Source organism: Streptomyces davaonensis JCM 4913, from assembly GCF_000349325.1.
Classification (GTDB): Bacteria; Actinomycetota; Actinomycetes; order Streptomycetales; family Streptomycetaceae; genus Streptomyces; species Streptomyces davaonensis.
This window is the reverse complement of record NC_020504.1, coordinates 3,744,994-3,769,912: the sequence shown is the minus strand read 5'-3', so window position 1 is coordinate 3,769,912 and position 24,919 is coordinate 3,744,994. Positions and strand designations below refer to the sequence as shown.

At 71.4% G+C, this 24,919-nt stretch carries 20 protein-coding genes; 14 read left to right on the top strand and 6 right to left on the bottom strand.

Going from position 1 to position 24,919, the window contains the following annotated elements:
* Positions 1-385: 385 nt before the first annotated feature.
* The 3 genes from BN159_RS16265 to BN159_RS16255 all read right to left on the bottom strand — a co-directional run bounded on the left by BN159_RS16265 (position 386) and on the right by BN159_RS16255 (position 3,338).
* Entirely contained in the window at positions 386-1,219 is an 834-nt protein-coding gene (locus tag BN159_RS16265; RefSeq protein ID WP_015658083.1) for a PIG-L family deacetylase, read from the bottom strand.
* A 204-nt stretch (positions 1,220-1,423) separates the two neighbouring features.
* Positions 1,424-2,728 (bottom strand): MFS transporter, encoded by a 1,305-nt coding sequence (locus BN159_RS16260; RefSeq protein ID WP_015658082.1) that lies wholly within the window; start codon positions 2,726-2,728, stop codon positions 1,424-1,426.
* Complete coding sequence (locus tag BN159_RS16255; RefSeq protein WP_015658081.1) at positions 2,709-3,338, bottom strand: mycothiol-dependent nitroreductase Rv2466c family protein; 630 nt, start codon at positions 3,336-3,338, stop codon at positions 2,709-2,711. Before BN159_RS16255 ends, BN159_RS16260 begins: the two co-directional genes overlap by 20 nt.
* A 40-nt stretch (positions 3,339-3,378) precedes the next feature.
* Between BN159_RS16255 and BN159_RS16250 the strand changes: the two genes are divergently transcribed.
* A complete protein-coding gene (locus BN159_RS16250) occupies positions 3,379-3,879 on the top strand; it encodes a MarR family winged helix-turn-helix transcriptional regulator (protein ID WP_015658080.1) in 501 nt (166 codons plus the stop codon).
* Between the two features lie 151 nt (positions 3,880-4,030).
* A complete protein-coding gene (locus BN159_RS16245; RefSeq protein ID WP_015658079.1) occupies positions 4,031-4,975 on the top strand; it encodes an NAD-dependent epimerase/dehydratase family protein in 945 nt (314 codons plus the stop codon).
* 10 nt (positions 4,976-4,985) lie between these two features.
* Here BN159_RS16245 and BN159_RS16240 read toward each other — a convergent pair whose 3' ends face one another.
* On the bottom strand, positions 4,986-6,302 hold the full coding sequence (locus BN159_RS16240; RefSeq protein WP_015658078.1) for a M14 family zinc carboxypeptidase: 1,317 nt from the start codon (positions 6,300-6,302) through the stop codon (positions 4,986-4,988).
* Between the two features lie 222 nt (positions 6,303-6,524).
* On the opposite strand from BN159_RS16240, the gene BN159_RS16235 reads away from it, so the two are divergent.
* From BN159_RS16235 to BN159_RS42845, 4 genes are all read left to right on the top strand, one after another.
* Positions 6,525-7,661, top strand: a complete 1,137-nt coding sequence (locus tag BN159_RS16235) for a HesA/MoeB/ThiF family protein (protein ID WP_015658077.1) — start codon at positions 6,525-6,527, stop codon at positions 7,659-7,661.
* The gene (locus BN159_RS16230; RefSeq protein ID WP_015658076.1) at positions 7,658-8,875 is read left to right on the top strand and encodes a hypothetical protein; all 1,218 of its coding nucleotides are present in this window, start codon (positions 7,658-7,660) and stop codon (positions 8,873-8,875) included. Before BN159_RS16235 ends, BN159_RS16230 begins: the two co-directional genes overlap by 4 nt.
* A 36-nt stretch (positions 8,876-8,911) precedes the next feature.
* A complete protein-coding gene (locus tag BN159_RS16225; protein ID WP_015658075.1) occupies positions 8,912-11,086 on the top strand; it encodes a DEAD/DEAH box helicase in 2,175 nt (724 codons plus the stop codon).
* Between the two features lie 70 nt (positions 11,087-11,156).
* Complete coding sequence (locus BN159_RS42845; RefSeq protein WP_015658074.1) at positions 11,157-13,490, top strand: DUF4132 domain-containing protein; 2,334 nt, start codon at positions 11,157-11,159, stop codon at positions 13,488-13,490.
* On the opposite strand, the gene BN159_RS16215 is transcribed toward BN159_RS42845, so the two are convergent.
* Complete coding sequence (locus BN159_RS16215) at positions 13,485-14,396, bottom strand: LysR family transcriptional regulator (protein WP_015658073.1); 912 nt, start codon at positions 14,394-14,396, stop codon at positions 13,485-13,487. The genes BN159_RS42845 and BN159_RS16215 overlap by 6 nt on opposite strands.
* An 89-nt stretch (positions 14,397-14,485) precedes the next feature.
* Between BN159_RS16215 and BN159_RS16210 the strand changes: the two genes are divergently transcribed.
* Both BN159_RS16210 and BN159_RS16205 read left to right on the top strand, forming a co-directional pair.
* Positions 14,486-15,316: an oxidoreductase gene (locus tag BN159_RS16210; protein ID WP_015658072.1), complete on the top strand. Its 831-nt coding sequence runs from the start codon at positions 14,486-14,488 to the stop codon at positions 15,314-15,316.
* Positions 15,317-15,530: 214 nt separating this feature from the next.
* Positions 15,531-17,105, top strand: coding sequence for a S8 family peptidase (locus tag BN159_RS16205; RefSeq protein ID WP_015658071.1), 1,575 nt, complete (start codon positions 15,531-15,533; stop codon positions 17,103-17,105).
* Between the two features lie 3 nt (positions 17,106-17,108).
* Here the strand turns inward: BN159_RS16205 and BN159_RS16200 are convergent, their stop codons facing one another.
* Positions 17,109-18,299 (bottom strand): serpin family protein, encoded by a 1,191-nt coding sequence (locus BN159_RS16200; protein ID WP_015658070.1) that lies wholly within the window; start codon positions 18,297-18,299, stop codon positions 17,109-17,111.
* Between the two features lie 100 nt (positions 18,300-18,399).
* Here BN159_RS16200 and BN159_RS16195 point away from each other — a divergent pair, with 100 nt between their 5' ends.
* The 6 genes from BN159_RS16195 to BN159_RS16170 all read left to right on the top strand — a co-directional run bounded on the left by BN159_RS16195 (position 18,400) and on the right by BN159_RS16170 (position 24,917).
* On the top strand, positions 18,400-19,593 hold the full coding sequence (locus tag BN159_RS16195) for a DUF4190 domain-containing protein (RefSeq protein WP_015658069.1): 1,194 nt from the start codon (positions 18,400-18,402) through the stop codon (positions 19,591-19,593).
* Between the two features lie 147 nt (positions 19,594-19,740).
* Positions 19,741-20,493 (top strand): GntR family transcriptional regulator, encoded by a 753-nt coding sequence (locus tag BN159_RS16190; protein ID WP_015658068.1) that lies wholly within the window; start codon positions 19,741-19,743, stop codon positions 20,491-20,493.
* 331 nt (positions 20,494-20,824) lie between these two features.
* The gene (locus BN159_RS16185; protein WP_015658067.1) at positions 20,825-21,016 is read left to right on the top strand and encodes an SPOR domain-containing protein; all 192 of its coding nucleotides are present in this window, start codon (positions 20,825-20,827) and stop codon (positions 21,014-21,016) included.
* A 31-nt stretch (positions 21,017-21,047) separates the two neighbouring features.
* A complete protein-coding gene (locus tag BN159_RS16180) occupies positions 21,048-21,452 on the top strand; it encodes a (deoxy)nucleoside triphosphate pyrophosphohydrolase (protein WP_015658066.1) in 405 nt (134 codons plus the stop codon).
* Between the two features lie 184 nt (positions 21,453-21,636).
* The gene (locus tag BN159_RS16175) at positions 21,637-22,029 is read left to right on the top strand and encodes an ATP-binding protein (protein ID WP_015658065.1); all 393 of its coding nucleotides are present in this window, start codon (positions 21,637-21,639) and stop codon (positions 22,027-22,029) included.
* Between the two features lie 284 nt (positions 22,030-22,313).
* A complete protein-coding gene (locus BN159_RS16170) occupies positions 22,314-24,917 on the top strand; it encodes a SpoIIE family protein phosphatase (protein ID WP_041819388.1) in 2,604 nt (867 codons plus the stop codon).
* Positions 24,918-24,919 lie beyond the last annotated feature (2 nt).

Sequence of the window (24,919 nt, the reverse complement as noted above, 5' to 3'; positions counted from 1 at the left end):
CCCACCGGGAGCGCGGGCGCTCGTTCCATATGGTGAGTTGCTTCACACAAGCGAGCCGGTCCCGGCTCGTTGGGAGCAAACGGATCTCTTCGATGGCTGACGCCCACAACGATGGACGTGCGCGAGCCCTGTCGACTGTTTCGGTCCACACTCGCTTATGAAGTGGTTCTGCTTAGAAGGCGCCTGCTCCATCCGCTCAGCTATGCAGGCTGACCTGCGACAACACAGATGCTTCTGGCTATGTCCCACCAAACCGTGGGGGTATGCTCCCGCAGGTCAAAGGATTGTGGCCGAGTTCCGCTTCAATGTGTGGCGGCGCAGGCCGGATGGGGTCCGACTCCTCGGGGTCGGGCCCTTGGTCTTTATGCCGTTCCTGCGCCGGAGATCAGCGCAGGCCGGCGAAAAGGTCGTCCTCGGGTACGGGTGTGTCGGTGGGGTCCTGGACGCGGAGGAAGGTCTCCGTGCCCATCAGCTCGCCGAACCTCTCCTTGCCCATCTTGAGGAAGAAGATGTTCTCGCCCTGGCTGGCGTGTGCGGCCAGGGCGTCGAACTTCTGGTCGCTGAAGGCGGTGGCGTCCACCCAGGTGGTGATCTCGTCGTCGGGGAGGCCGATCTCGGCCAGGGCGGCGGCCTCGGCGGGATCCGGCTCGGGCATGTCCTCGCCGAACTCGCGCATGATCTCCCCGAACCGCGCCATCATCGAGCGGGGCATCGTGGTCCAGTACACCTTCGGTGTCAGCTCGGTCATCTCCAGCGCCGCCATCGTGATGCGGTGGGCCTGGATGTGGTCGGGGTGGCCGTAGAAGCCGTTCTCGTCGTAGGTGACGACCACATCGGGGCGGTAGTGCCGCATGAGTTCCGCGAGGCGGGCGGCGCCTTCCGGTACGGGGGTCTGCCAGAAGGATCCGGGGGCGTCGTTGCTCGGCCAGCCCATCATTCCGGAGTCGGCGTAGTCCAGCATCTCCAGATCGCTGATCTTCAGGACAGCGCAGCTCTCCTCGAGTTCCTGACGGCGCATCAGGGCGACGGCCGAGGGATCGTGCCCGGGATCGCCCGGCTTGACGCCGTCCGGTCCGTCGCCGCAGCCGCCGTCGGTACACGTCACGAGAACCGTGCGGATGCCCTCCGCCGCGTACCGCGCGAGGACCCCTCCCGTTCCGGTGGCCTCGTCGTCGGGGTGGGCGTGCACGGCCATGAGCGTCAAGGGCCGGTCAGTCATGAAGCAGTCCTCCTGCTGGAATTACCTGGAATTATCCGGAATTACCAGGAATTACATCTGTTCCGCGCCCGCGCGGCGCAGGTCCGTTTACCGATGCAACGGCGCCGACCGGACCTCTGTTCCCCAGGGGCCTTCGGCAAGTACTTCCACCAGCGCACCGGAGAGACCCCGATCGCCTTCCGCGAGACGGTCCGGAGGTGAAGCTCAGCCCGCTGGAGTCGCTTCGGCTTCAGCGCAGCGCATGTCGGGTGCGGTGCTTTCTCCCGTGGCGTGTGCGGGCAAGGCCGACCCGGCGCGCAGCAGTACCGCCGCACCGGTCAGGACGATCAGGGCCAGCACTCCCCACAACTGCCAGCGCCCGGCCTCCAGCAGGACCCCGAGCAGCAGGGGAGCGATGGTTCGGCACAGGGACCAGGAGAGTTGGTAGACCGAGAGGTATCGGCCCCGTAGATGGTCGGGGGCGGCCTGGACCGACAGGCTCTGCGCCGGGCCGGAGTGCACCAGCTCGCCGATGGTGTAGAGCACCGCGACCGCCAGGACGGCGGCCATGGCGCCCGAGCCGGTGACGAACTGGGGCAGTAGCGCGAACGCGGCGAAGGACAGCGCGAAGATGACCGCGCCGAGTGCGGCGGTTCGGGGGCGCCTGCCCCGCAGGGTCACGCGGGCGAACGGCACGCCGAGCAACGCGACCAGGGCGGTGTTGACCGCGAACACGGCCCCCGCCAGGGCGTCGGGCAGACCGACGTCACGGGTCAGGAAGACCGGCAGGGCCATGGCCTGGGTGGTGTAGCCGAAGGCGATCAGGAAGTTGGCGGCGGTGAGGAGGAGGTAGGGGCGGTCCGCGAGAACCTGCCGATAGCCCGCCTGCTGCTTTACCTCCCGCTGCCGTTCCTCGCCCTGGTACTCGCCGGAGGCAGCGCCTCGGACGGCCTCGATCCGGGACACCAGCGCCGCGGCGAGCGCGAACAGTACGGCCAGTGCCACCGCCGCGGCGATGAAACCGGTGTTGCCGTCGAGCGCCAACAGCCCCGCCGCCGCCAGGCTGCCCGCCCCCATACCGCCGTTGCGCAGACTGCGGTCCCACGCCAGCAGCCGGTCACGCTCGGCGCCTTGGGCGATCTCACCGATGAGCGCCTGCTGGCTGGGCGAGGAGGCCCACATCCCCACCGCGACCATCACGGCGACCCCCAGGAAGGTGGGGTAGGTGTCGGCGAAGGGGTACGCGGCGAATCCGGCCGCTCGCAACAGCAGGGAGCCGATCACCACCCGCTTGGCCCCGAACCGGTCGATGACGACGCCCACGACCGGCATGACCGTCAGCGCGCACAGCCCGGCCAGGGTCAGACCCGCGCCGATCGCCGTCAGCGACAGACCGGTGAGCGAGTGGACGAACAGCATCGTCAACGGAACGTAGATGCCGTCACCGATCGAGCCGACCAGGCTCGCGGCGATGAGGCGGCGCCGGGTCGGCGTGGCCGTGTCGCCCGAGTCAGCTGAAGTCGAGCGCACCACGCCTCCGCTTCAGTTCGGCGAACTCTTCCATCCCGGCCATCGCCTGTACGGCGTCGAACAGCCGCACCGCCCGCTCGCCCCGTGGGACGGCGGACAGCACGGGGCCGAAGAAGGCCGCGCCGTCCACGACGACGACAGGCGTGCCGGATTCTTCGCCCACGGCGTCCTGCGCCGCCTGGTGGTGGGCGCGCAGGGCCCCGTCGAACTCGTCGGTGCCGGCCGCCTTGGCCAGGGACGCGGGCAGCCCCAGTTCGGCCAGGGCCTCGGCGATGACCGCGTCGAAGTCCTTCCTGCGCTGGACGTGGATACGAGTGCCGAGCGAGGTGTACAGCTCGCGCAGGATCGCGTTGCCGTGCTGCGCCTCCACGGCCGTGCACACCCGGGCCGGGCCCCAGGCGCGGTCGTTGAACTCGCGGTACCAGGGCTCGAGTTCGCGGTGCTCGTTCAGCACCGACAGGCTCATGATGCGAAAGCTCAGGTCGATCGGTCGCAGCCGTTCGACTTCCAGCAGCCACCGGGAGGTGATCCAGGCGAAGGGGCAGGCGGCGTCGAAGTAGCAGGTGACCGGTATGGGGGAGGAGGGCTGGGGCTCGCCGTTATCTTCCATGGAAGAGATATTAGTTTCCGTGGAAGGTATAGTCAATGGCATGCAGTCCGACGCCATCACCTCCATCGTTGACCAGTGGAAACGCGAGCGACCCGATCTGGACGCGACGCCGATGCTCGTCATCGGGCGGCTCTTCCGGCTCACGGATACGCTTGACCACCGTCTCCGCCCACCCTTCGCCGCGGCCGGACTGGGCAACGGCGACTTCGACGTCCTCGCGGCGCTTCGCCGCTCCGGCAAGCCGTACGCGCTGTCGGCGGGAGAGCTCAGCCGCACCGTGCTGGTCACCACCGGCGCGATCACCAAACGCGTCGACCGGCTCGAAGCCCGCGGCCTGGTGAGCAGGTCGGTCGCCGAGCACGACTCGCGTGGCCGTCTCATCGCCCTCACCACCGAGGGTGTCGACCTGACCGACGAGCTCATCGCCACCCATGTGGCCAACCAGCGACGCCTGCTGGAAGGGCTCACCGAGGAGGAGCAGTCCCAGCTCGCCACCCTGCTCGAACGGCTTTCCTCCTCGCTCGCCACCGAGGAGGACTAGGCGGCGCCGGACTGTGACTCCGGCCACGTCCGGCGGCGTAGGGCTTCGGTGATGTCACGTTCGCGGGCGCTGAGTTGTCCCATCAGCGACACCGCAGCACCGAAGCAGGCGGCAGTCGACCGCGGACGCCGCTTCTCCCGAAGGAGCCACCATGAAGGTTCTCGTCACCGGCGCCACCGGCGCGGTCGGCAGTCGGCTCGTGCCCCAGCTCGTCGAGGCCGGCCACACGGTCGTCGCCGCCACCACCTCCGAGGCCAAGACCGCCCGGCTGTGCGAGGCCGGCGCGGAGCCGATCGTGCTGGACGTGCTGGACACGGCCGCCGTACGGGACGCGGTACGGCGCGCCCGGCCCGACGTGATCATCCATCAGGCGACCGCGCTCGCCGGGAACCTGAAACTGCGCAAGGTGGACCGGGACTTCGCGGTCACCAACCAGCTGCGCACCAAGGGCACCCAGAACCTCCTGACGGCCGCAGCCGAGTTCGGGGTGCGGCGGTTCGTCGCGCAGAGCGCCATGCAGGTGCTCTACGCCCGCACCGGGGGGCCGGTGAAGACGGAGGAGGACCCGCTCGACACCGATCCGGCACCGGGCAGCGAGCAGACCCTCGCCGCGATCCGGTTCCTGGAGCGGGCCGTGACCTCGACACCCGGCATCGACGGCATCGTCCTGCGCTACGGCGGCTTCTACGGCCCCGGCACCTCGATCGCGCCGGGCGGCGAGCAGTTGGAGCTGCTTCACAAGCGGCGGTTCCCGGTGGTCGGCGGGGGTGGTGGCGTCTGGTCGTTCACCCACATCGAGGACGCGGCCGGCGCCGCGGTGGCCGCCGTGGAGGGTGGTGCGCCCGGGATCTACAACATCGTGGACGACGAACCGGCGCCGCTCGCCGAGTGGCTTCCGGCGCTCGCGGCGGCCGTGGGGGCGAACAAGCCCATGAGCGTGCCCCGTTGGCTGGGCCGACTGCTCGCGGGCGAGTTCATCGCCAGGGCGTCGACCGAGATCCGCGGCGCGTCCAACGCGAAGGCGAAGAAGGAGCTCGGCTGGACCCCGCGGTACGCCTCCTGGCGACGGGGTTTCGCGGAGCTGGGGCGGAGCTGACGAGGAACCGCTACCGCAGGTTCTTCAGCGCACTGTCCGCCGCGGCCACCACCGTCCGCGCCTGGTGCTCCACCTGGCGGCGCACCGGCACCCAGCGCAGCCGCAGGGCCCGCTCGAACTCGGTGGACCACGTGGTGAAGAGTGTGCCGAGTTCCTGGTGGAGTCCCGGGGCGGCGCTGTCGTCCGACGTTCTCAGCAGTCGCAGCAACAGACCTGCCGCGCGCAGGGGTTGGCGGCGCGCCACGACGTCGAGCGCGCTGATCTGGGCCAGCGTCAGGCACCGTGGGTCGTCGGCCGCCTGCCGGGCGAGCGGTTCCCAGGAGGCGACGACCAGGTCGTAGAGGTCGTCGGCCATCCACTCCAGCACCCGTCGGGGCGGGCTCCCGTCGGCGGGCGGAAGGAACGCGCGCGCCTTGTCGAGGATCTCGGTCACCTGGCGTCCGCCGCCGCGTACCAGGCGGGACAGGTCGTTCAGGGCGGCCACGGGGTCCGGGTGCGGGGACAGGTCCTCGGCCAGGTCGGTTGCCCACATGGGCACTTCGATGATCGCCGTGACGCCGCCGTACCCAGAGGGCGCGTACCAGGTGGACCGTTCGATGTTCTCGGACCCGGCCGCCAGACGGGCCGTGCTGCCCGGCGGGGGCAGGACGTGGATCGCGGGGCTGGGGTTGTCCCAGTACAGGGCGTCGTAGGTGCCGTGCTGGAGCGGAATGCCCAGCTCTGCGGCGGACTTACGGAACGGCAGGGCGAGTTCGGGCAGCTCGCGGGTCAACTGGACCCAGCTGCCGCCCGCGTCGACGCTGTGCAGGGAGCACTGGAGAAACGGACGCAGTTCGTCGATCACGTCGAACAGCGCCTGGCTCTCGGGGAGTTGCTGCTCGATGATCGGCGCCCACTCCGGCTGTTCCGCCGCCATGGGGCGGAAGGCGCTGCCGTAGTAGCTCTCCAGGGTGGGCCCGGGACCGGCCGTCGCCGCTTCGATCCCCTCACTGAGCGCGGCGCCGTCCGGGTCGAGGCACAGCACGATGTCCCAGGTGACGAGGGCAGGATCGGTGGCAGGGGAGACCGGGTCCGTCGCCGCGGAGTACCGGTCGCCCCGCGCCACCCGCTCCGCCAGCGCCAGCGCCGTCGCGCCGCCGACCGGTTCGTCGGGATGTGGCCGGGCGACCACCAGGACGTGCCGCGGACCGTGTCCCACGGACAGCATCAGGATCGGACGGCCGACGCGGGAGGTCCCGATCCGGCGCAGGCGGCCGGTCCCGGGGTACCGGGAGACCAGCCGCCGCGCCGACTCGGTGACGTCCGCGACCGTGGGGTAGCGGTCCATCACTGGTGTCCGGGGTCAGGAACCGCCGTTGCCACCGCTGTCGCCGGTGGTCTCCTTCTTGTCCAGCGGACGAATCTCGATCTTGTTCGGCATGCCGTTCCTCCCAGTGGTGGTTGTGGCGTCCGTGATCAGTGGTGCTCTTGCAAGACTTCGTCGATCGGGTAACTGTTGTCAATGTCCGTTGATTCCGGGGCAGTTGGGGATGAAGAGATTGGCGCGAAAGTGACGGTGCACGGGCTGCGGAGGCCCCGGATCAAGCCGGAACACCGGGCGTACCGGACGGTCGACGGCCACTTGCGGATCGGCAGCGTCGTCTACGGCATCGGCGCCGAGGTCAAGGATCCCGACGGCTGGGTGTGGACGCTGGTCGAGGCCATGGACGGAACGCGCGACGCCGCCGACATCGTCGCCGAAGTGTCCCGCAGCCACCCAGAACTGCGGCTTCCCGATGCCGACATCAGCCAGGCGATGACGGACCTCACCGCGGCCGGATACGTCGAGGACGCCGCCGCCCCGCCGCCCGCGGAGCTGTCCGAGGCCGAACGCGAGCGGTACAGCAGGGGCATGACCCTGCTGCGCTGGATGGACCTCCAGCCGAGGGAGAACCCCTGGGAACCGCAGCTGCGGCTGCGCCGGGCCCGGGTCCTGCTGATCGGCGTCGGCGGCACCGGCGGAGCCGCCGCCCGGGACCTGGTGGCCTCCGGAGTGGGGCGGCTGCACTGTGTCGAACCGGATGTGGTGGAGCTGTCCAACCTCAACCGGCAGACCCTGTACCGGGAGGCGGACCTCGGCACGCCGAAGATCGACGCGGCGCTGACGGCACTGCGCGCTCTGAACCCGCATACGACGGTCACGGGCGAGCGCCGGGAGGTACGAGGCCCGGCCGATGTGGCGGACCTGCTGACCGCGCCGTACGACGTGCTCCTCCTGGCCGCCGACCGCCCCGCCGCCATCCGCCGCTGGGCCAACCAGGCCTGCCTCGCCTCCGGCACGCCCTGGGCCGAGGCCGGATATCGCGGCCCCCTGGTGAGCGTCGGGGTCTTCACACCAGGCCGGGGCGCGTGCTGGGAGTGCCTGCGCAGTACGGAGATCGAGCGCCGCGATCTGCGGCTCGGGCCCGGCCAGGACGAGGACGTCGCCTCGCCCCGTATGCCGTGGAATCCGGTCAACGCCGTCACCGCGGGCCTGTCCGGCAGCCTGCTCGCCCACGCCGCCCTTTCGCTCGTCTCCGGCGTTCCACGGATCGACCCCGGCTGCCGCTTCGGCCTCAACCTCATGGTGCCCGGCGACCCGGTCATGCAGCGCTCGGACCGACGCCCCGACTGCCGAGCCTGCCAAGCCTCGGAGCCCCCCTCGTGACGGACACCGCGGCCGAGGACCGCCCCCGCATCGAGGCGTCGACCTATGTCCTGCTGCACGACCTCGCGATGCGGCGCGACCGGGACGAATGGATCGTGGGCCGCATGGCCACCCGTACCTTCGTCGCTTTGCCGGCGGCCGGCGCCCGAGCGGTGGAACTTTTGGGCGAGGGACTGAGCGTGGCCCGCACGGCGGACGTGCTGCGGGCGGAGACCGGCGAGGAGTTCGAGATCACGGACTTCGTCACGGACCTGGCCGCTCTGGGGTTCGTGGCCCGGATCGGGGACCACCCGGTCCCGGACACCGAACCGCCCCGCGCGACCCTGCCACGGCTACGCCCCCACCAGGTCCGCCTAGCCCTGCATCCCGCGCTTCCCGTACTCGTCGCAGTCCTGCTGACGGCTGCCGTGGTGGCCCTCGTCCGCCGCCCCGATCTGCTGCCCGGCTACCGCGACCTGCTGTGGAGCCCGCACGGCAGCCTGGTGCTGGTCGGCGGGGCGGCGGTCGGGTGGACGCTGCTTCTTGCCCATGAGCTGGCGCACCTGGTCACCGCCCGCGCCGCGGGCGTGCCGGGGAAGATGCGGCTGGGCACCCGGCTCCAATTCCTCGTCATGCAGACCGACATCAGCGGCATCGAACTCGCGCCCCGCCGCCATCGGCTGACGGCCTATCTGGCGGGCATCGCCTTCAATCTGTCCCTCGCATCGGCCCTCGTCCTGACCCTGGCCCTGACCGACCCGGGGACGACGGCCCACCGGCTGCTGGCCGCGGCGCTGCTGTTGGCCCTGCTGCCCCTGCCGTTCCAGTGCCTGCTGTTCACCCGCACCGACCTGTACTTCGTCCTCCAGGACCTCACCGGCTGCCGGGATCTGTACGGCGACGGTCTTGCCTACGCCCGGTACGTGTTCCGCCGGGCGGTACGGCGCGGCGGGGCCGACGCGGCCCCCGACCCGAGCACCCGGCTGCCCGCGCACGAACGCCGGGCCGTTCGGATCTACAGCGTCGTCCTGGTGATCGGCACCGTGGCCTGTCTGACGTTCATGGCCGCCGTCACCCTTCCCGCCGACATCGCCTTGCTGGTCCGCGCGGCGCGGGGACTGGGTCCTGGACACGGTCTCGCGGGCAACGCCGACGCGCTCGCCGTGCTGGTCGTCCTCGGCGGGATCAACGTCCTGTGGCTGGTCACCTGGCTCCGCAACCGCAGGTCTGCCTGAAGACTCACGTGGTGGGAGGATGCCCGCGCCGGGTGAATGAGTGATGGGGTGAGGCGCGTGGGGCGTGCGGAGCGGGAACTGGTGGCGCGGGGGACGCGGCTGAACGACGCGGTGCGCCACCTCGTCGCCGATCACCGCGGGGCCGTCGAGGCCGTACGCACCGCGCTGGCGCCCATTCATGACGCCGAGGTGAAACGGGAGCTGGACGCCATCCCCGTGGCGCGGCTCCAGGACGTCACCGAGGGACGGCTCAGGGTGGGCCACGTCCAGGAGGGCGGACTGCGCACGGTGGGGGCCGTGCTGGAGGCCGGGCCGTACCGGCTGAGGCAGATCCCAGGGGTCGGACAGCGCACCGTCGACCAGATGCTCGCCGCCGCCCGCAGACTCGCCGAGGCGGTGCAGGAGACCGTGGCCGTCCATATCGACGTGGACCGGCCCGAGCCCAGCACCACCGCGCTGGTCAGAGCCTTGAACGTTCTGGTGGAAGCGGGGCCCGACGCCCGCCGCGCCGTCGCCAAGGCCACCGCCCTGGCCGAGCGCCTGGAGCCGCTGCTGGCCGACGCCGCGCCCGCCGCCGGGCGGTTCCGGATGCTGCTGGCCGGACGCGAGAAGAAGGCCCGCGCGCTGGCGGCCGTGACCGATATCCGCGCGCTGCTGGAGGAGGCGGAACGGGCGGAACTGCCCGAGCTGTTCGCCCAGGCCTCCGTCGATCTGCTCCGGGGGCCCTCGGACGACATCGCCGCCTGGGTGGACTTCGAGCTCCGCTCCGCCGAGTACTACAGCCTGCTCGCCGAGATCTCCGGGCGGTCCCCCGACGCGGCCGCCGCCCAGGGCTTCCTGCCGGACGAGATAGCCGAGCGCGTACGGTCCCAGGACCTCGACGACTCGCACCGGCGCGTCTCCCTGCGCGGCTACCAGGCGTTCGGCGCCCGCTTCGCCCTCGCCCAGCGCAAGGTGATCCTCGGTGACGAGATGGGCCTGGGCAAGACCATCCAGGCGATCGCCGCGCTGGCGCACCTGGCCGCGGAGGGGCAGAGCCACTTCATGGTCGTCTGCCCGGCCAGCGTCCTGGTGAACTGGACCCGGGAGATCGAGGCCCGCAGCGCCCTGCGCGTCATGGTGCTCCACGGCCCCGACCGCCACGACGCGTTCGCCGACTGGAAGGGGCGCGGCGGAGTCGGGGTCACCACCTTCGACGCACTGCGCGGATTTCCCGCACCGGGCGGCGGCGAGGTCGGCATGCTCGTCGTCGACGAGGCGCACTCCGTGAAGAACCCGAAGGCCAAGCGGTCCCAGGCGGTCGCCCTGTGGGCCGAGCGCTGCGAGCGTGCCCTCTTCATGAGCGGAACCCCGATGGAGAACCGGGTCATGGAGTTCCGCAACCTGGTCGGCATGCTCGATCCCGGCGTCGCCGAGTCCCTGGGCGAGGGGGACGCGCTCGCCGGATCGGTCGCCTTCCGCAAGGCCGTCGCCCCCGTCTATCTGCGGCGAAACCAGGAAGACGTACTGACCGAACTCCCGAGCCTCCAGCAGACCGACGAGTGGGAGGAACTGAGCGCGTCGGACGAGGAGGCGTACCGCGAGGCCGTGCGCGCCGGGAACTTCATGGCGATGCGCAGGGCCGCGTATCAGCGCCCCGAGAAGTCGGCCAAGCTGGACCGGCTCCGGGAGATCGTCCAGGAGGCCGGTGAGAACGGTCAGAAGACCGTCGTCTTCTCCTACTTCAGGGATGTGCTGGGCGTGGTGGAGGAGGCGCTCACCACCGGATCCCCGAACGGGCTGCCGGTGTTCGGCCCGCTCACCGGCAGCGTGCCGGCCGCGCGGCGACAGCAGATCGTCGACGACTTCGCCGGTGCGCCCGGTCCCGCGGTGCTCCTGGCGCAGATCCAGGCGGCGGGCGTCGGCCTGAACATGCAGGCCGCCTCCACCGTCGTCATCTGCGAACCCCAGATCAAGCCGACCATCGAGCACCAGGCCGTGGCCCGCGCCCACCGCATGGGCCAGGTACGGCCGGTCCATGTGCACCGCCTCCTCGCCACCGGGGGAGTGGACGAACGCCTGGTGCGGATCCTCCAGGAGAAGACCCGCCTGTTCGACGCCTACGCCCGCCGCAGCTCCGTCGCCGAGGCCACCCCGGACGCGGTGGACGTGTCGGACACAGAGCTGGCTCGCCGGATCGTGGAGGAGGAACAGGCCCGCCTGGGGCTGTGAATCGAAGGGGAGGCCGCGTTGTCAGCGGCGGCTGCCATGATCCGGGCAGGCTCGACGACAAGGACGCCCGATGAACCTCACCGACGTGTTGATGAGCGCGCTGACCGACCCGGACACTCCGTTCGAGGACCCGCCGTACGACCTGTCGAGCCTCACCGACGAGGAACTCGGCGCCCTGTTCGCCGAGTCCCGCGCGGTGACCTCCTGGACCACGGCGGCGTCGCGGGCGAACGCCGCGATCGTGCATGCGGCCAACAAACGGCAGCCGCGCTTCACGCCCGAGGCGTTGCGCCGACTGTTCGAGGCGCTCGTCGAGCGGACCGAGAAGGGGTCCTTCGCCCACGTCGGTCCGGCCCTGACGGCAGTGGAGCACTGCACGGGCCCGCTCCCGGATCTGACGGCACCGATCCGCGCCCTGCTCGAACTCCGGCTGGCGGAGCTGATGGTGCGCCAGCCCTACGCGCTGCTGTCGTTCGCCCATCTAGCGGGGGAGGAGGCCGTGCGCGAGACGGTGGCCGGCTTCTCCCGGAACGCGGGCCCGATCGTGGCGGACGAGATGGCCACCGTGGCCGGCCTCCCCCGCGAGGAGCGGGACCTGCTCGCCGGGATCGACCGGGACCACAGACACGGTGAACGGCCGCCCGCCGACGACTGGCGCCGCCCGGCCGCACACTCCGGCTACGTCGCCTTCGCCCGCCGCGCCCTGGAAGCCGCCGCCGACCGCACCGACGCGATCAGGTCGGGCGAGCTTCCCTACCGCGCGGAGAAGGCGTTCACGGACCGGGAGGTCCTCACCCTCGGCCAGGCCGCGCGCATCGCCCTGCTGCGGGACGAGCCCTGGCTGCCGGCCGTGTTCGACCGCCTGCTCCCCGGCGTCGCCCTCGCCCCCACGGCCGCGAAGACGCTCCCCTCACAGGCCCTGCTCTACGAACTGGTGCGCGCCGCCCAGGACTTCCCGACGCCCGAGCTGGTCACCACGATCCGCACGGTGCGCAGGGACGTGCGGCACGCCGGGGTGCCCAAGCAACTGGACAAGATGCTCAAGAAGGTCGAGGCGGCCCTGGCCGAGCGCACCGACGTGGCGCTGCGGCTGCCGAGACTGGACTTCCCCGACGACGGCGTGCTGCGCCGGACAGCCGGTGACTACGCGGCCGTCGTCACCGTCACCGAGAGCGCCGCCCTGACCTGGGAGAAGGACGGCCGCCCGCTGCGCGCCGCTCCGGCACCGGTCCGCCGTGACCACCCCGAGCTGGTGAAGGAGCTGCGCGCTCTGGTCAAGCGCGTGGACGCCCAACTCATCACGCTCGCCCGCGCGTTGGAGGGCGGTCTCGCCGTCGACACCGTCCATCCCTACGCCTGGTGGCGCACCGAGCTGGCCGCGCACCCGCTCGCCCGGACCGCCGTACGACGGCTGATCTGGGAGATCGAGGTCGCCCCCGGCGTGTGGGAGGCCGTACTCCCGGAAGTCGCGGACGAGTTGCCCGAGGGGCGCTCCGTACGGCTGTGGCACCCCCTGCGTGCCGACGCCGACGCCGTCCGGGCCTGGCGGGACCTGCTCACCGAGGCAGGTGTCCGGCAGCCGTTCAAGCAGGCGTTCCGCGAGATCTACCGGCTCACCCCGGCAGAGGAGGAGACCCGCGTCTACTCCAACCGCTTCGCCGGTCACCTCGTCCACTACCACAGGCTCTTCGCGCTGTTCCGCGCGCGGGGCTGGTCGAGTCGCCGGATCGGGCCCTGGGACGACGGTGACGGTGACGCGGCGGACCGCGTCCTCGGGGCCGGGGAGTGGCGGATCCGCTTCCACCACACCTGGTACGACTGGGCGGGCGAGGACGAGATCGCCTCGACCGACCAGGTCCGCTTCGACCGCCGGGCGGAGGGAGACGGCCGCGTCGGCGGCGGCTGGCGCGAGGTGCCGCTCACCGAGGTGCCCGAGCTGGTGTTCAGCGAGGCGATGCGGGACGTGGATCTGTTCGTCGGCGTGACCTCGATCGCAGCGGACCCCGACTGGGCGGACGGCGGCCCCGAGCGGACGTACTGGGAGCGGGCGTCGGTCGCCGAGCTGCCCGAGACCGCGCAGGCGCGCCGGGACGCCCTGGAGCGGATCGTGCCCCGGCTGAAGATCGCCGACCGCTGCTCGTTCGACGGCCGCTTCCTGGTCGTGCGCGGCGAGCTGCGCACGTACCGCATCCACCTCGGCTCGGCCAACGTCCTGATGGAACCGGACGGCGCCTACCTGTGCATTGTCCCGGCCCCGGAGAAGGGCAAGGGCAAGGTGTTCCTGCCGTTCGAGGACGCCCGCCTCTCCCTGATCCTCAGCAAGGCGTTCCTGCTGGCCGCCGACAAGGAGATCACGGACGAGACGATCCGCCGGCAGATGGGCGGGCGGGGCAGCGGGTCATGATCCGCCGACGACCCGCGCGCACGCCTCCGCATACGCCCGTACCAGCACCCGCCCCGCGTCCTCCCGCCGCCAGGCCAGCGCGTACTGGCTCGGCGAGAGCCCCCGCACCGGACGGGTGACGACCCCGCCCAGGGTGATCAGCGGAGCGTTCCCCGTGGCGACGAGGCAGACCCCGAGCCCCGCCACCAGCGCCTCGTACGTCTCCTCCGTACCGGCGATCTCCGCGCCGATCCGGGGCGGGCGCCCCTGGCGTTCGGGCAGGGCGAGCCAGTGGTCGCGCAGCGGGCCCGCGCTCGGGGGCAGGGCGAGGAACGGCTCGTCGAGGAGATCGGCGAAGTCGATCTCGGTCCGCCCGGCGAGCCGGTGGTCCTCCGGCAGGGCGAGCAGCCGGGGCTCCTCGGCGACCACGACCCAGCCGTAGCGCTCGGCGTCGGGCAGCGGCAGCCAGACGAAGGCCACGTCCGCGGCGCCGTCCGCGAGGCCCGCCGTCGGGTCGTCCCAGGCCACCTGGCGCACCCGCAGGACGGTGTCGGGGTGCGCGTCGGTGAACCGGGAGCGGATCGCGGGCAGCAGTCCGCCCCGCCCCGGGCTGGTGCTCATCCCCACCACCAGCGTCCCGCGCGCGGCGGCCCGCGCCGACTCCAGCGCGGCCGCCCCCTCGGCCCACGCGTCGAGCACCTGCCGGGCGTGCGGCAGCAGGGCCGTACCGGCCGCGGTGAGCGTCACGCCCTGCGGTCCGCGGTGGAACAGCTCCGCACCGAGCTGCCGCTCCAGCGCGCGCACCTGCTTGCTGAGGGCGGGCTGGGAGACGTACAGCCGCTCGGCCGCCCGCGTGAAGTGCAGTTCCTCCGCCACCGTCACGAAGTACCGCAGGTCCCGCACATGTACGTCCGTCGTCATAGCCATCGGTTATCAGCCTAGGTCTTGGACGGGTAACGCACCTCCGGGGCAAGGTTGTTCACATCAACCGATCACCGGGAGCACGGGGAGCTGTGATGAACAGGGTGTGGCTGATCACGGGTGCGAGCAGCGGGTTCGGCCGGGCGCTCACCGAGGCGGCGCTCGCCGAGGGCGATGTGGTGGTCGGCGCGGTACGCCGGCCGGAGGCGCTGGACGATCTCGTGGCCGCGCATCCGGACCAGGTGGAGGCGCTGAGGCTGGACGTCGCCGACACCTCGGCCGCCGAGGCAGCCGTACAGGACGTGCTCGCGCGGCACGGGCGGATCGATGTGCTGGTCAACAATGCGGGCCGGACGCATGTGGGTGCTCTGGAGGAGACCACCGAGCAGGAGCTGCGGGATCTGTTCGAGGTGCATGTCTTCGGGCCCGCCGCCCTCACGCGGGCGGTGCTGCCGCACATGCGGGAGCGGAAGTCCGGGGCGATTGTGCAGATGAGCAGCATGGGCGGGCAGATGTCCGTCGCGGGCTTCTCGGCGTACAGCGCCACGAAGTTCGCGCTGGAGGGCCTGTCCGAGGGGCTCGCCGACGAGGTCGCCGAGTTCGGGATCAAGGTGCTGATCGTGGAGCCGGGTGCCTTCCGCACCTCGCTGTTCGCTCCTGACCGGGCCGGGGTGAGCGGTGACAGCGGCCTTTACCCCAAGGTGAGTCGGACCCGTGGTTTCGTCGAGGGGGGCGACGGCTCGCAGCCCGGCGACCCGGCGAAGGCGGCGGCCGCCATCCTGGCCGCGCTCCGGGCCGAGAAGACCCCGCTGCACCTGCCGCTCGGCGGTGACGGGGTGGACGCCGTACTGGCTCATCTCGACCAGGTCAGGGAGGACGTCACCACCTGGGAGAAGCGCACCCGGGCGACCTCCTTCGACGACTGAGCGACCGACTGACGTACCTACCGGCGAACCTCGACGCAAGGGCCCTGCACGGACAGGGCCCTTGCGGAATTCCTGTGGAAGCCTCAATCTTTCGGCTGGTGCACAGAGTTCGCACAGGACAGCAAGATTGACATGATCACGCCACTCCTGGCGGGCTCCGGCATGCCTGCACCACCCCCCCACCGCGCACCACCGATTGAGGAGGATCCCTCAGATGGCAGTGATGCGTTCCACTCGGCGAAGACTGGCCGCGATCAGCGTGGCGGCCTCAGCGGTGCTCACCGCGGGCCTCGTCTCCGCCCTCCCCGCCGGCGCCGCTCCGACCGCCGCCGAGGGGCAGGTCCAGTACGCGGGCGCGGCCAACGCCGTCGCCGAGAGCTACATCGTGACCCTCAAGTCGGAGGCGGCCCGCGCCGGTTCCGCCGAGGGCCGGGCGCTCGCCGAGAAGTACGGCGCCGACATCGAGCGCACGTACAAGAAGGCGCTCAACGGCTACGCGGTCGAGGCCTCCGCGGCCGAGGCGAAGAAGTTCGCCGCCGATCCGGCCGTCGCCTCCGTCGTGCAGAACCGCACCTTCAGCATCGCCGCGACCCAGCCCAACCCGCCCTCCTGGGGCCTGGACCGGGTCGACCAGCGGGCCCTCCCGCTGAACAGCTCGTACACCTACCCGGACTCGGCCGGGCAGGGTGTGACCGCGTACGTCATCGACACCGGCGTGCGCATCACCCACGGCGACTTCGGCGGCCGGGCCTCCTACGGCTACGACGCCGTCGACAACGACAACACCGCCCAGGACGGCCACGGCCACGGCACCCATGTCGCGGGCACCGTCGCCGGCACCTCCTACGGTGTCGCCAAGAAGGCGCGGGTCGTCGGCGTCCGGGTGCTGAACAACTCCGGGTCCGGTACGACCGCGCAGGTCGTCGCAGGTATCGACTGGGTGGCGCAGAACGCGGTCAAGCCGGCCGTCGCCAACATGTCCCTCGGCGGCGGGGCGGACACCGCGATCGACACCGCGGTCCGCAACGCCATCGCCTCCGGCGTCACCTTCGCCGTGGCGGCGGGCAACGAGTCCACCAACGCCTCCACCAGGTCCCCGGCACGCGTGACGGAGGCCATCACGGTCGGCGCGACCACCTCGACGGACGCGAAGGCCAGCTACTCCAACTACGGCACGGTCCTTGACCTGTTCGCCCCGGGCTCGTCCATCACCTCGGCGTGGAACACCAGCGACTCCGCCACCAACACCATCTCCGGTACGTCGATGGCGACCCCGCACGTGGCCGGCGCGGCCGCGCTCCACCTGGGCGCGAACCCGACGGCCACCCCCGCGCAGGTCTCCACGGCCCTGACGACCGCGGCCACCCCGAACGTCGTCACGAGCCCCGGCACCGGCTCGCCCAACCGGCTGCTCTACGTCGGTGGCGGCACCACCACCCCGCCCGGACCGCGCTTCGAGAACACCGGCGACTACGCGATCAACGACAACTCCACCGTGGAGTCCCCGGTGACCGTCTCCGGCGTGTCCGGCAACGCGCCCTCGGCCCTGGCCGTCGAGGTGCACATCGTCCACACCTACATCGGTGACCTCCAGGTCCAGCTGATCGCCCCCGACGGGTCGGCTTACACGCTCAAGGGCTATGGCACCGGCGGCAGTTCGGACAACATCAACACCACGTACTCGGTGAACGCCTCCTCCGAGGCCGCCAACGGCACGTGGAAGCTCAGGGTCAGCGACAACGCGAATCTGGACACCGGGCGGATCGACGCCTGGGCGCTCCAGTTCTGACGCTCACCCGCTGAACTCGTCCTCGTCGCCGGGCCTGGGATCCGTCACCCAGCCCGCGACGAGGGCGAGGCGCGTCTCCCGGTGCACGGCGAGGAAGCCGAAGGGCCGGTCGATCCGGACGTACGCCGTGGTCGCCGTGTACGGCAGTCCGTCGCCGGGCGCCCCCAGCCACGCCATGCCCACCGCCGTCACCGCCGCCGCGCGGAAGCCCTCGGCGCTGAAGCGGGCCGTCACGGACTGCCCCGCCGAGCCCACCCCGAGCGGTTCCGCGCTGATACCGGGGAAGCCGCCCCAAGCCGGGTCGTCGGCGCAGGAGAGCCCGAACAGCTCCGGACGGGCCAGCAGATCGTGCCGGGCGTTGAGAGCGAACTCCACGGTGTCCAAGGTCAGTTGCGAGGACACCGGCCGCGCGCCGCGCCTCTCGGAGACGTGCAGCCCGGGGCCCGCCGCCCCCTGCTTCAGCCGCCCGCCCGCGGTCGGGGCGAGGGCGCCGGAGAGACAGTCGAGACCCGCGCCGAGCACCTGACCAGGAGCCATCTCCTCCTCGCCGAGCAGGAGATGGACGTCGAGGCCGTTGTCACCGCGCACTACGACCCGGGTGACCTTCCCGGAGGGCGTACGCGCGACGGCCAGCCCCTCAAGTCCCTCGGTGGTACGGCTGAGCCCCGCGCGCCCGAAGGCGCCGAGCCAGTAGGCGTAGCCGCCCTCGAACGGCTCCTCCCAAGTCGTCCGCAGCACCAGCGCGCTCGCCAGCACCAGCTCTGTCAGCGGCGTCAGCTCCACCGGCATGGCCTCGACGAGCCCGCCGGTCCGCTCGGCGGCCCAGGCGTCCAGGGTCTTCCGGTCCGCCCCGAGGTCCCCGCCGAGCACCCCGTGCGCCCCCGGGGGCAGTCCCGCCACCCACTCCGGCCGCGGCTGAAGTGTGGCGCGCATCCACAGCCCCAGCGCGGAGTCCAGGCCGTCCACGGCCTCCAGGAACCCCAGCAACTCCCGCGCCGCCTCGGCCGCCCGGTCCGCCGGAGCCCCGAGCGCCTCCGCCAGCTCCTCCCGCGTCAGGTCGGCGGCGCCGTCCGCGAGCAGGGCGAGCAGCGGCCACACACCCACGGCCGAGAACACGGTGCTGCCCTCCACGGCCCCGGCCCACCGCCCCGTCAGCCCGTTCACCGCCCGGATTGCCGCATTCGTGCCCTGCATTCCGCCCCCGCCCGTACCGCGCTTACCATGCGCGTGCGTTCACGTACGCCAGTTCTGCCTCGCCCCGGCCACCGCCGCCCGAACCAGGAGCACGGTACTCGTGTCCATACCCCCGCCCCACGGGCCCCATCAGCCATACGGGCCCCAGGAGCCTCCGGGACCCTATGGGCCGTACCCGCAGGGCCAGTTCCCGCCGCAGGGCCCGTACGCCCCGTACCCGTACCACCCCTACGGGCCCTACGGGCGCCCCGCGCCGGTCAACGGCGTCGCCATCGCCGCCCTGGTGCTCGGCATCCTCTGCTTCCTCCCGGCCGTGGGCCTGGTCCTCGGTCTGGTGGCGCTGGCGCAGATCAAGAAGAAGGGCGAGCGTGGCCGGGGGATGGCGATCGCGGGCTCGGTGCTGTCCTGCGTCGGGCTCGTGCTGTGGACGGTCACCCTGACCACCGGGATCGCCTCCGACACCTGGGACACCCTGAAGGACGCCGCGGGCCAGGACGGCACCGCCTACTCCCTCGCCAAGGGCGACTGCTTCGACTCCCCGACCGGCTCCCTGGAGGGCGCCACCTACGACGTGGAGGAGGTGCCCTGCGCAGGCCGGCACGACGGCGAGGTGTTCGCCGTGATCACCCTGCCCGGCGGACGCTTCCCCGGCGACGACTCGGTGACCGCGACCGCCGAGGACAAGTGCTACACGCTCCAGGCCGAGTACGCGATGGACCCCTGGGCCGTGCCCGAGGACGCCACTGTCTACTACCTCGTGCCGTCCAGCCAGAGCTGGCGGTTCGGCGACCGCGAGATCACCTGCCTGTTCGGCAACACCGACGAGAACGGCACCCTCACCGGCTCGCTGCGCAACGACGAGACCACGCTCGACGCCGACCAGATCGCCTTCCTCAAGGCCATGAACACCGTCGACGACGTGCTCTTCGAGGAGCCGGAGGACTTCCCCGAGGACGACCTGCCCGCCAACCGGGCCTGGGCGAAGGACGTCGAGGGCGTGCTCGGTGAGCAGATCGAGGCGCTGGAGGGACACGGCTGGAAGTCCGCCGCCGAGGACCCCGTCGCCGACCTGCTCGCGGACATGAAGGACGCCCGCACGGCCTGGGCGAAGGCGGCCGGGACCGACGACGTGGACACCTTCTACGAGCACTACGACACCGGCTACGAGTACGTCGACGGCCCCACCACGGTCACCGCACGCGAGGCTCTGGGCCTCGCCACCACCGTGCCGTCCTACGACGGGGAGTACGAGGGCGGCGACGAGAGCCCGGGTGGCGACGAACTCGATGTGTGAGCGCGGCTAAAGCGGGGAGAAAGTGCCTGCGTAAAGGCACTGGCAATCACAAGTCATCACATCGAGTGATTCTCTGGCCTTTGCTTGCACCGCACAACCCACGGTTGCCACGCTGTTGCTGTCTGTACAACCTGATGGGAGCGGCCAGTGACATTCGGTGAGCAGCCGGCGTACCTGCGCGTCGCGGGTGATCTCCGCAAGAAGATCGTCGACGGCTCGCTGCCACCGCATACCCGCCTCCCGTCCCAGGCCAGGATCCGTGAGGAGTACGGCGTCTCGGACACCGTCGCCCTGGAGGCGCGCAAGGTGCTGATGGCCGAGGGGCTGGTCGAGGGCCGCTCCGGCTCCGGCACCTATGTGCGCGAGCGGCCGGTGCCCCGCCGTATCGCCCGCTCCGGATTCCGCCCCATCGGCGGGGCCACGCCGTTCCGGCAGGAGCAGTCCGACGGCGAGGCGCGCGGCACCTGGGAGTCCAGCAGTGAGCAGGTCGAGGCGAGCGGGGCGGTCGCCGAGCGGCTCGGCATCCATCCCGGCGACCGGGTCATGTGCACCCGGTATCTGTTCCGGGAGGGCGGCGAGGCGATGATGCTCTCCACCTCCTGGGAGCCCCTCGCGGTCACCGGCCGCACCCCCGTGATGCTCCCCGAGGAGGGCCCGCTCGGCGGCATGGGCGTCGTCGAGCGGATGCGCGGCATCGACGTCGTCGTGGACAACGTCACCGAGGAGGTCGGCGCCCGCCCCGGCCTCGCCGAGGAGTTGGCCACCCTGGGCGGCGTCCCCGGCCATGTCGTCCTGGTCATCCAGCGCACTTACTACGCCTCCGGCCGCCCCGTGGAGACCGCGGACGTGGTCGTCCCCGCCGACCGTTACCGGGTCGCCTACCACCTCCCAGTGAAGTAGCGCACAACCCCGAGGCAGTTGCCCCCGTCACCCGGTCGACCGGAGCCCCGTGGACCGGGGTTGGAATCTGGTCGTTCTCGCAGGTCGTCACCGATGTGCCCGACATGCCGCTGACCGGATGCGTCGGCGTGCGCCGACGGCGCATTCGATGACGTGCGCCCCCTGCGTCCTGGCCGGTTGCGTACCTCTTTGTGAAAAGCCGTATTCGCTGCGTAAAGGTTAGGCGTAGGCTCGGGCATATGCGTATTGCGGTTTCCTTAGCGGGCGGGGCACGGCACAGGCCGCGGGCAGGACTCGTGCGGCCTTGGGCGGGAAGGAGCGGTGGGGCGCGATGAACGACAGCACGATCACTCTTCCCTGGCTCGTCATACGACAGGACGACAACGGCAATCGCTACCGCGTGGGCCGGTACGCGACCCGGGCCGAGGCCCAGAAGATCGCGGACAGCCTCGACTCCCGCGGACACAAGCAGCTCTACTGGGTCGAGCGGATCGGCCAGGGCGGCACCGAGACCGCCAACTGAGACGCCCTGCGGGTCCCGTAGGCTCCGGCGCATGACGGAACGGATCGTGGTGGTCGGAGCCGCCCTGCTCGACGACGGCCGCCTCCTGGCCGCGCGCCGCAGCGCACCCCCCGAACTGGCCGGCCGCTGGGAACTCCCCGGCGGCAAGGTCGAACCGGGCGAGACCCCCGAGGCGGCCCTCGTCCGCGAACTCCGCGAGGAGTTGGGCGTGGAGACGGAGACGGGCGAGCGCGTGCCGGGAGAGTGGCCGCTGCGTGCCCCGTACGTCCTGAAGGTCTGGACGGCACACCTGCTCCCGGGTTCCCCGGCCCCGAAGCCGCTACAGGACCACGACGAACTGCGCTGGCTGACGCTCGCGGAACTGTGGGACGTGGAGTGGCTGGACCAGGATGTTCCGGCGGTACAGAAAATCGAGGGGCGCCTGAGGCTTCCCTAGGGGCGCGGGACTGTATCGATTTGCGGCTCCGCCGCGTGGGCGCGACCAGCCACCCCACACCCGCAGTCGCCGGACAACATCACCCCCACCCCAATAGGCGATACACCGCCCCAAATATCGGGTATGTGCCTCTTAGCCCCACGAAACCGCACAAAGCTGGGCCCCAGCCGGGGAAGTGATCCGTGTGACCGCCGGAGGCGACCGCGTCGAGTGGACCTTCTCCGCCGAGCCCGGCGCCGTGCGCGCCGCCCGCGCCGCAGTCCGCAGCCGGCTGCACGACTGGAACCTCGACAGCCTCGCCGACATCGCCGCCCTGCTGGTCAGCGAACTCGTCACCAACGCCCTCCGGCACGCCACCGGCCCCATCGGCGTCCGCCTGGTCCGCCCCTCCCACCCCGGCGGAGTCCTGCTGGTGGAGGTCTCCGACCCCCTCCCGGACCTCCCGCGCGAGCGCGTCGCCCGCCCCGAGGACGAGAGCGGCCGCGGACTTCAACTGGTCGCCCACTCCTCGCGCCGCTGGGGCACCCGCCCCGGGGAGGCCGGGAAGACCGTCTGGTTCGAGCTGGCGGTGCCCTGAGACCCCCTCCGGAACCCGTCCCGAAACCCGTGCGAACGCTGTACGTCCGCCCCCGCGCTGTCGAGTGACTGGTTCAGGCCACTGGCAGTTGTCGGAGTGTGTGATTCGACAGCGTGTTGGCTGGTTAGAAGACTGGAAGTGTTTCCGCGGTCCGGTCCAAAAACGATCGGGAACGTGCTGTGATCGTGAACACCGTGTTGTGCGGTGCCGTAGTGCTGGATACTGCGGGCAGCCGCCTTTCGGTGACCGGTGCCGGACGCGGTGAGCTGGAGGGGACGGTTCGCGTGAGCGAGATACCAGCGAAGGCCACGGAGTCCATGGACCCGTCGGACGGCGCGAGGACGGGTGCCGTGGGTGCTGATACGGCCGACGCGGTCGACGCCATGTGGCAGAGCAGTCCGCCCGGCTCCATGTACGACTACATCCGGGTCGCGTCCTTCTCCATCGGCCCCGACGGTCTGGTCGAGCAGTGGAGCCTGCGCGCCGAGCAGCTCTTCGGCATCCCCGCCGAGCGCGCGGTCGGCATGGACCCCATCGCGGCCTTCATCGACCCCGACCGGCGCGAGCAGGGCCACCGCAAGATGGCCGAGATCCTCGACGGCAGGGAGTGGACCGGAGTCGTCCCCTTCCGCAAGCCCGACGAGGAGACCGGCCTGCGCGGCGAGGAGGCCCTCGCCGAGGTCTACGTCATGCCGACGCGCACCGAGGAGGGCGAGAAGGCCGCCGTCTGCATCGTCGTCGATGTGCGCACCCTGCGGACCATCGAGACCGACCTGGCCGCCTCGCAGGCGATTTTCGGTCAATCTCCTTTCGGCTTCCTGCTGATCGACACCGACCTCCGGGTCCGCCGGGCCAACCACCGGTTCGCCTCGCTGTTCGGCGGCACCCCGGACGACCATCGCGGCAACGGCGTCCACGACTATCTGCCGAGGCCGGAGGCGGAGCGGGTCACCGCGACCCTGCGCCGGGTGCTGGAGACCGGCGAGTCCATCACGGACATGCACGTCACAGGCTTTCTGCCCAACTCCGACGAGCGACGGCACTGGTCCATCAACCTCTACCGGGTGCACAGCGGCTCCGGTCGTCCCATCGGCATCGCCTGGCTCGGGACCGACATCACGGCCCGCCGCGCCGCCGCCCGGGAAGCGGCCGCCGCGCGGCGCAATCTCGCCCTTCTGAACGAGGCCGGTGCCCGGATCGGGAACTCCCTCGACCTGGAGACCACGGCCCGCGAACTCCTCGACGTCGTCGTCCCCGGCTTCTGCGATCTGGCCACCGTCGACCTCTACCAGGGCCTGCTGGCCGGTGACGAGACCCCGCCGGGCCTCGCCGACGGCAGCGCGGAACTGCGCCGGGTGGCCTTCGCCAGCGCGGTCTCCGACGCGCCCTTCGTCGGCGGCGCCGCGGCCGTCGCGGTCGGCGCGGTCCACCACTACCCGTTCAACTCCCCGTGCGCGGACGCCCTGCGCACCGCACGCCCGCGGTCCGTGCCCGCCGAGGAAGGCGGCCTCGTGCAGTCCACGCTGGCCGTGCCGATGGTCGCCCATGACACCGTCGTAGGACTGGCGCAGTTCTCGCGGACGAAGGGGAGCGAGCCGTTCGGGGACCGGGACCGGGATCTGGCGGTGGAGCTGGCGGCGCGGGCGGCGGTGTGCATCGACAATGCGCGGCTGTACCGCAGGGAGCACGAGCGGGCGCTGATACTGCAAAGGTCCCTGCTGCCGCCCGGCGACCCGGTCGCCTCCGGTCTGGACATCGCCTGCCGCTATCTGCCGGGCAACTCCTCCGCGGACCGGCCGAGCGAGGTGGGCGGCGACTGGTTCGACGTGATCGAACTGCCCGGACACCGTACGGCGTTGGTGGTCGGGGACGTCATGGGCCGCGGTCTGCGTGCGGCTGTGGCGATGGGCGAACTCCGTTCGGCCGTGCGCACCTTGGCCCTGCTGGACCTGGAACCGGCGGAAGTACTGAGCGCGTTGGACGAGATCGCACGCGGACTCGGCGCCCCGGGCGGGGTCCAGCAGGCGACCCGCGCCGCCCGCCGCCCCCGTGAGGCCGACCTGTCCGAGGTGTACCTGGCCACCTGCGTGTACGCGGTCTACGACTCGGTGACCAGACGCTGCACCTTCGCCAACGCGGGCCATCTGCCGCCGGTTCTGGTCGAACCGGGCGAGGACGCGCTGATGCTGGACGTGCCGCCGGGCATGCCGCTGGGCGTGGGCGGGGAGCCGTTCGAGGAGGTGGAGGTCGAGCTGCCGGAAGGCGCCCTTCTCGCCCTCTACACGGACGGCCTGGTCGAGAGCCGCGATCACCCGCTGGACGAGGGCCTCCAGGCGTTCGTAGGAGCGCTGACGGACCCCGCCCGCCCGCTTGAGGACGTCTGCGACCACGTCCTCAACACCCTGGACACCCACCACGGCGAGGACGACATCGCGCTGCTCATGGCCCGCGTCCAGGGCCTGCCCGTCGACTCGGTCGGCGACTGGACGCTCCCGCGCGAGCCGCGCAGCGTGGGCCGAGCCCGGGAGCACGCCCGCGGCCGACTCCTCTCCTGGGACCTCGAACCCCTCGTCGACACCACGGAACTCCTGGTCAGCGAGCTGGTCACCAACGCCCTGCGCTACGGCGAGGGCGACATCCGCCTGCGCCTCCTCCTGGACCGCACCCTGGTCTGCGAGGTCTGGGACGCGGGCCTGGTCCAGCCCCGCCGCCGCAGAGCCCGCGACACGGACGAGGGCGGCCGCGGCCTCCAACTCGTCGGCCTCCTGAGCGCGGCCTGGGGCTCCCGCCGCACCCCGCGAGGGAAGACGGTCTGGTTCGAACTCCCGCTGCCGGACGGCGAAACGGGGCTCACGGATCCGGCGGAGGCGTTGCTGAGCCTGTTCTGACG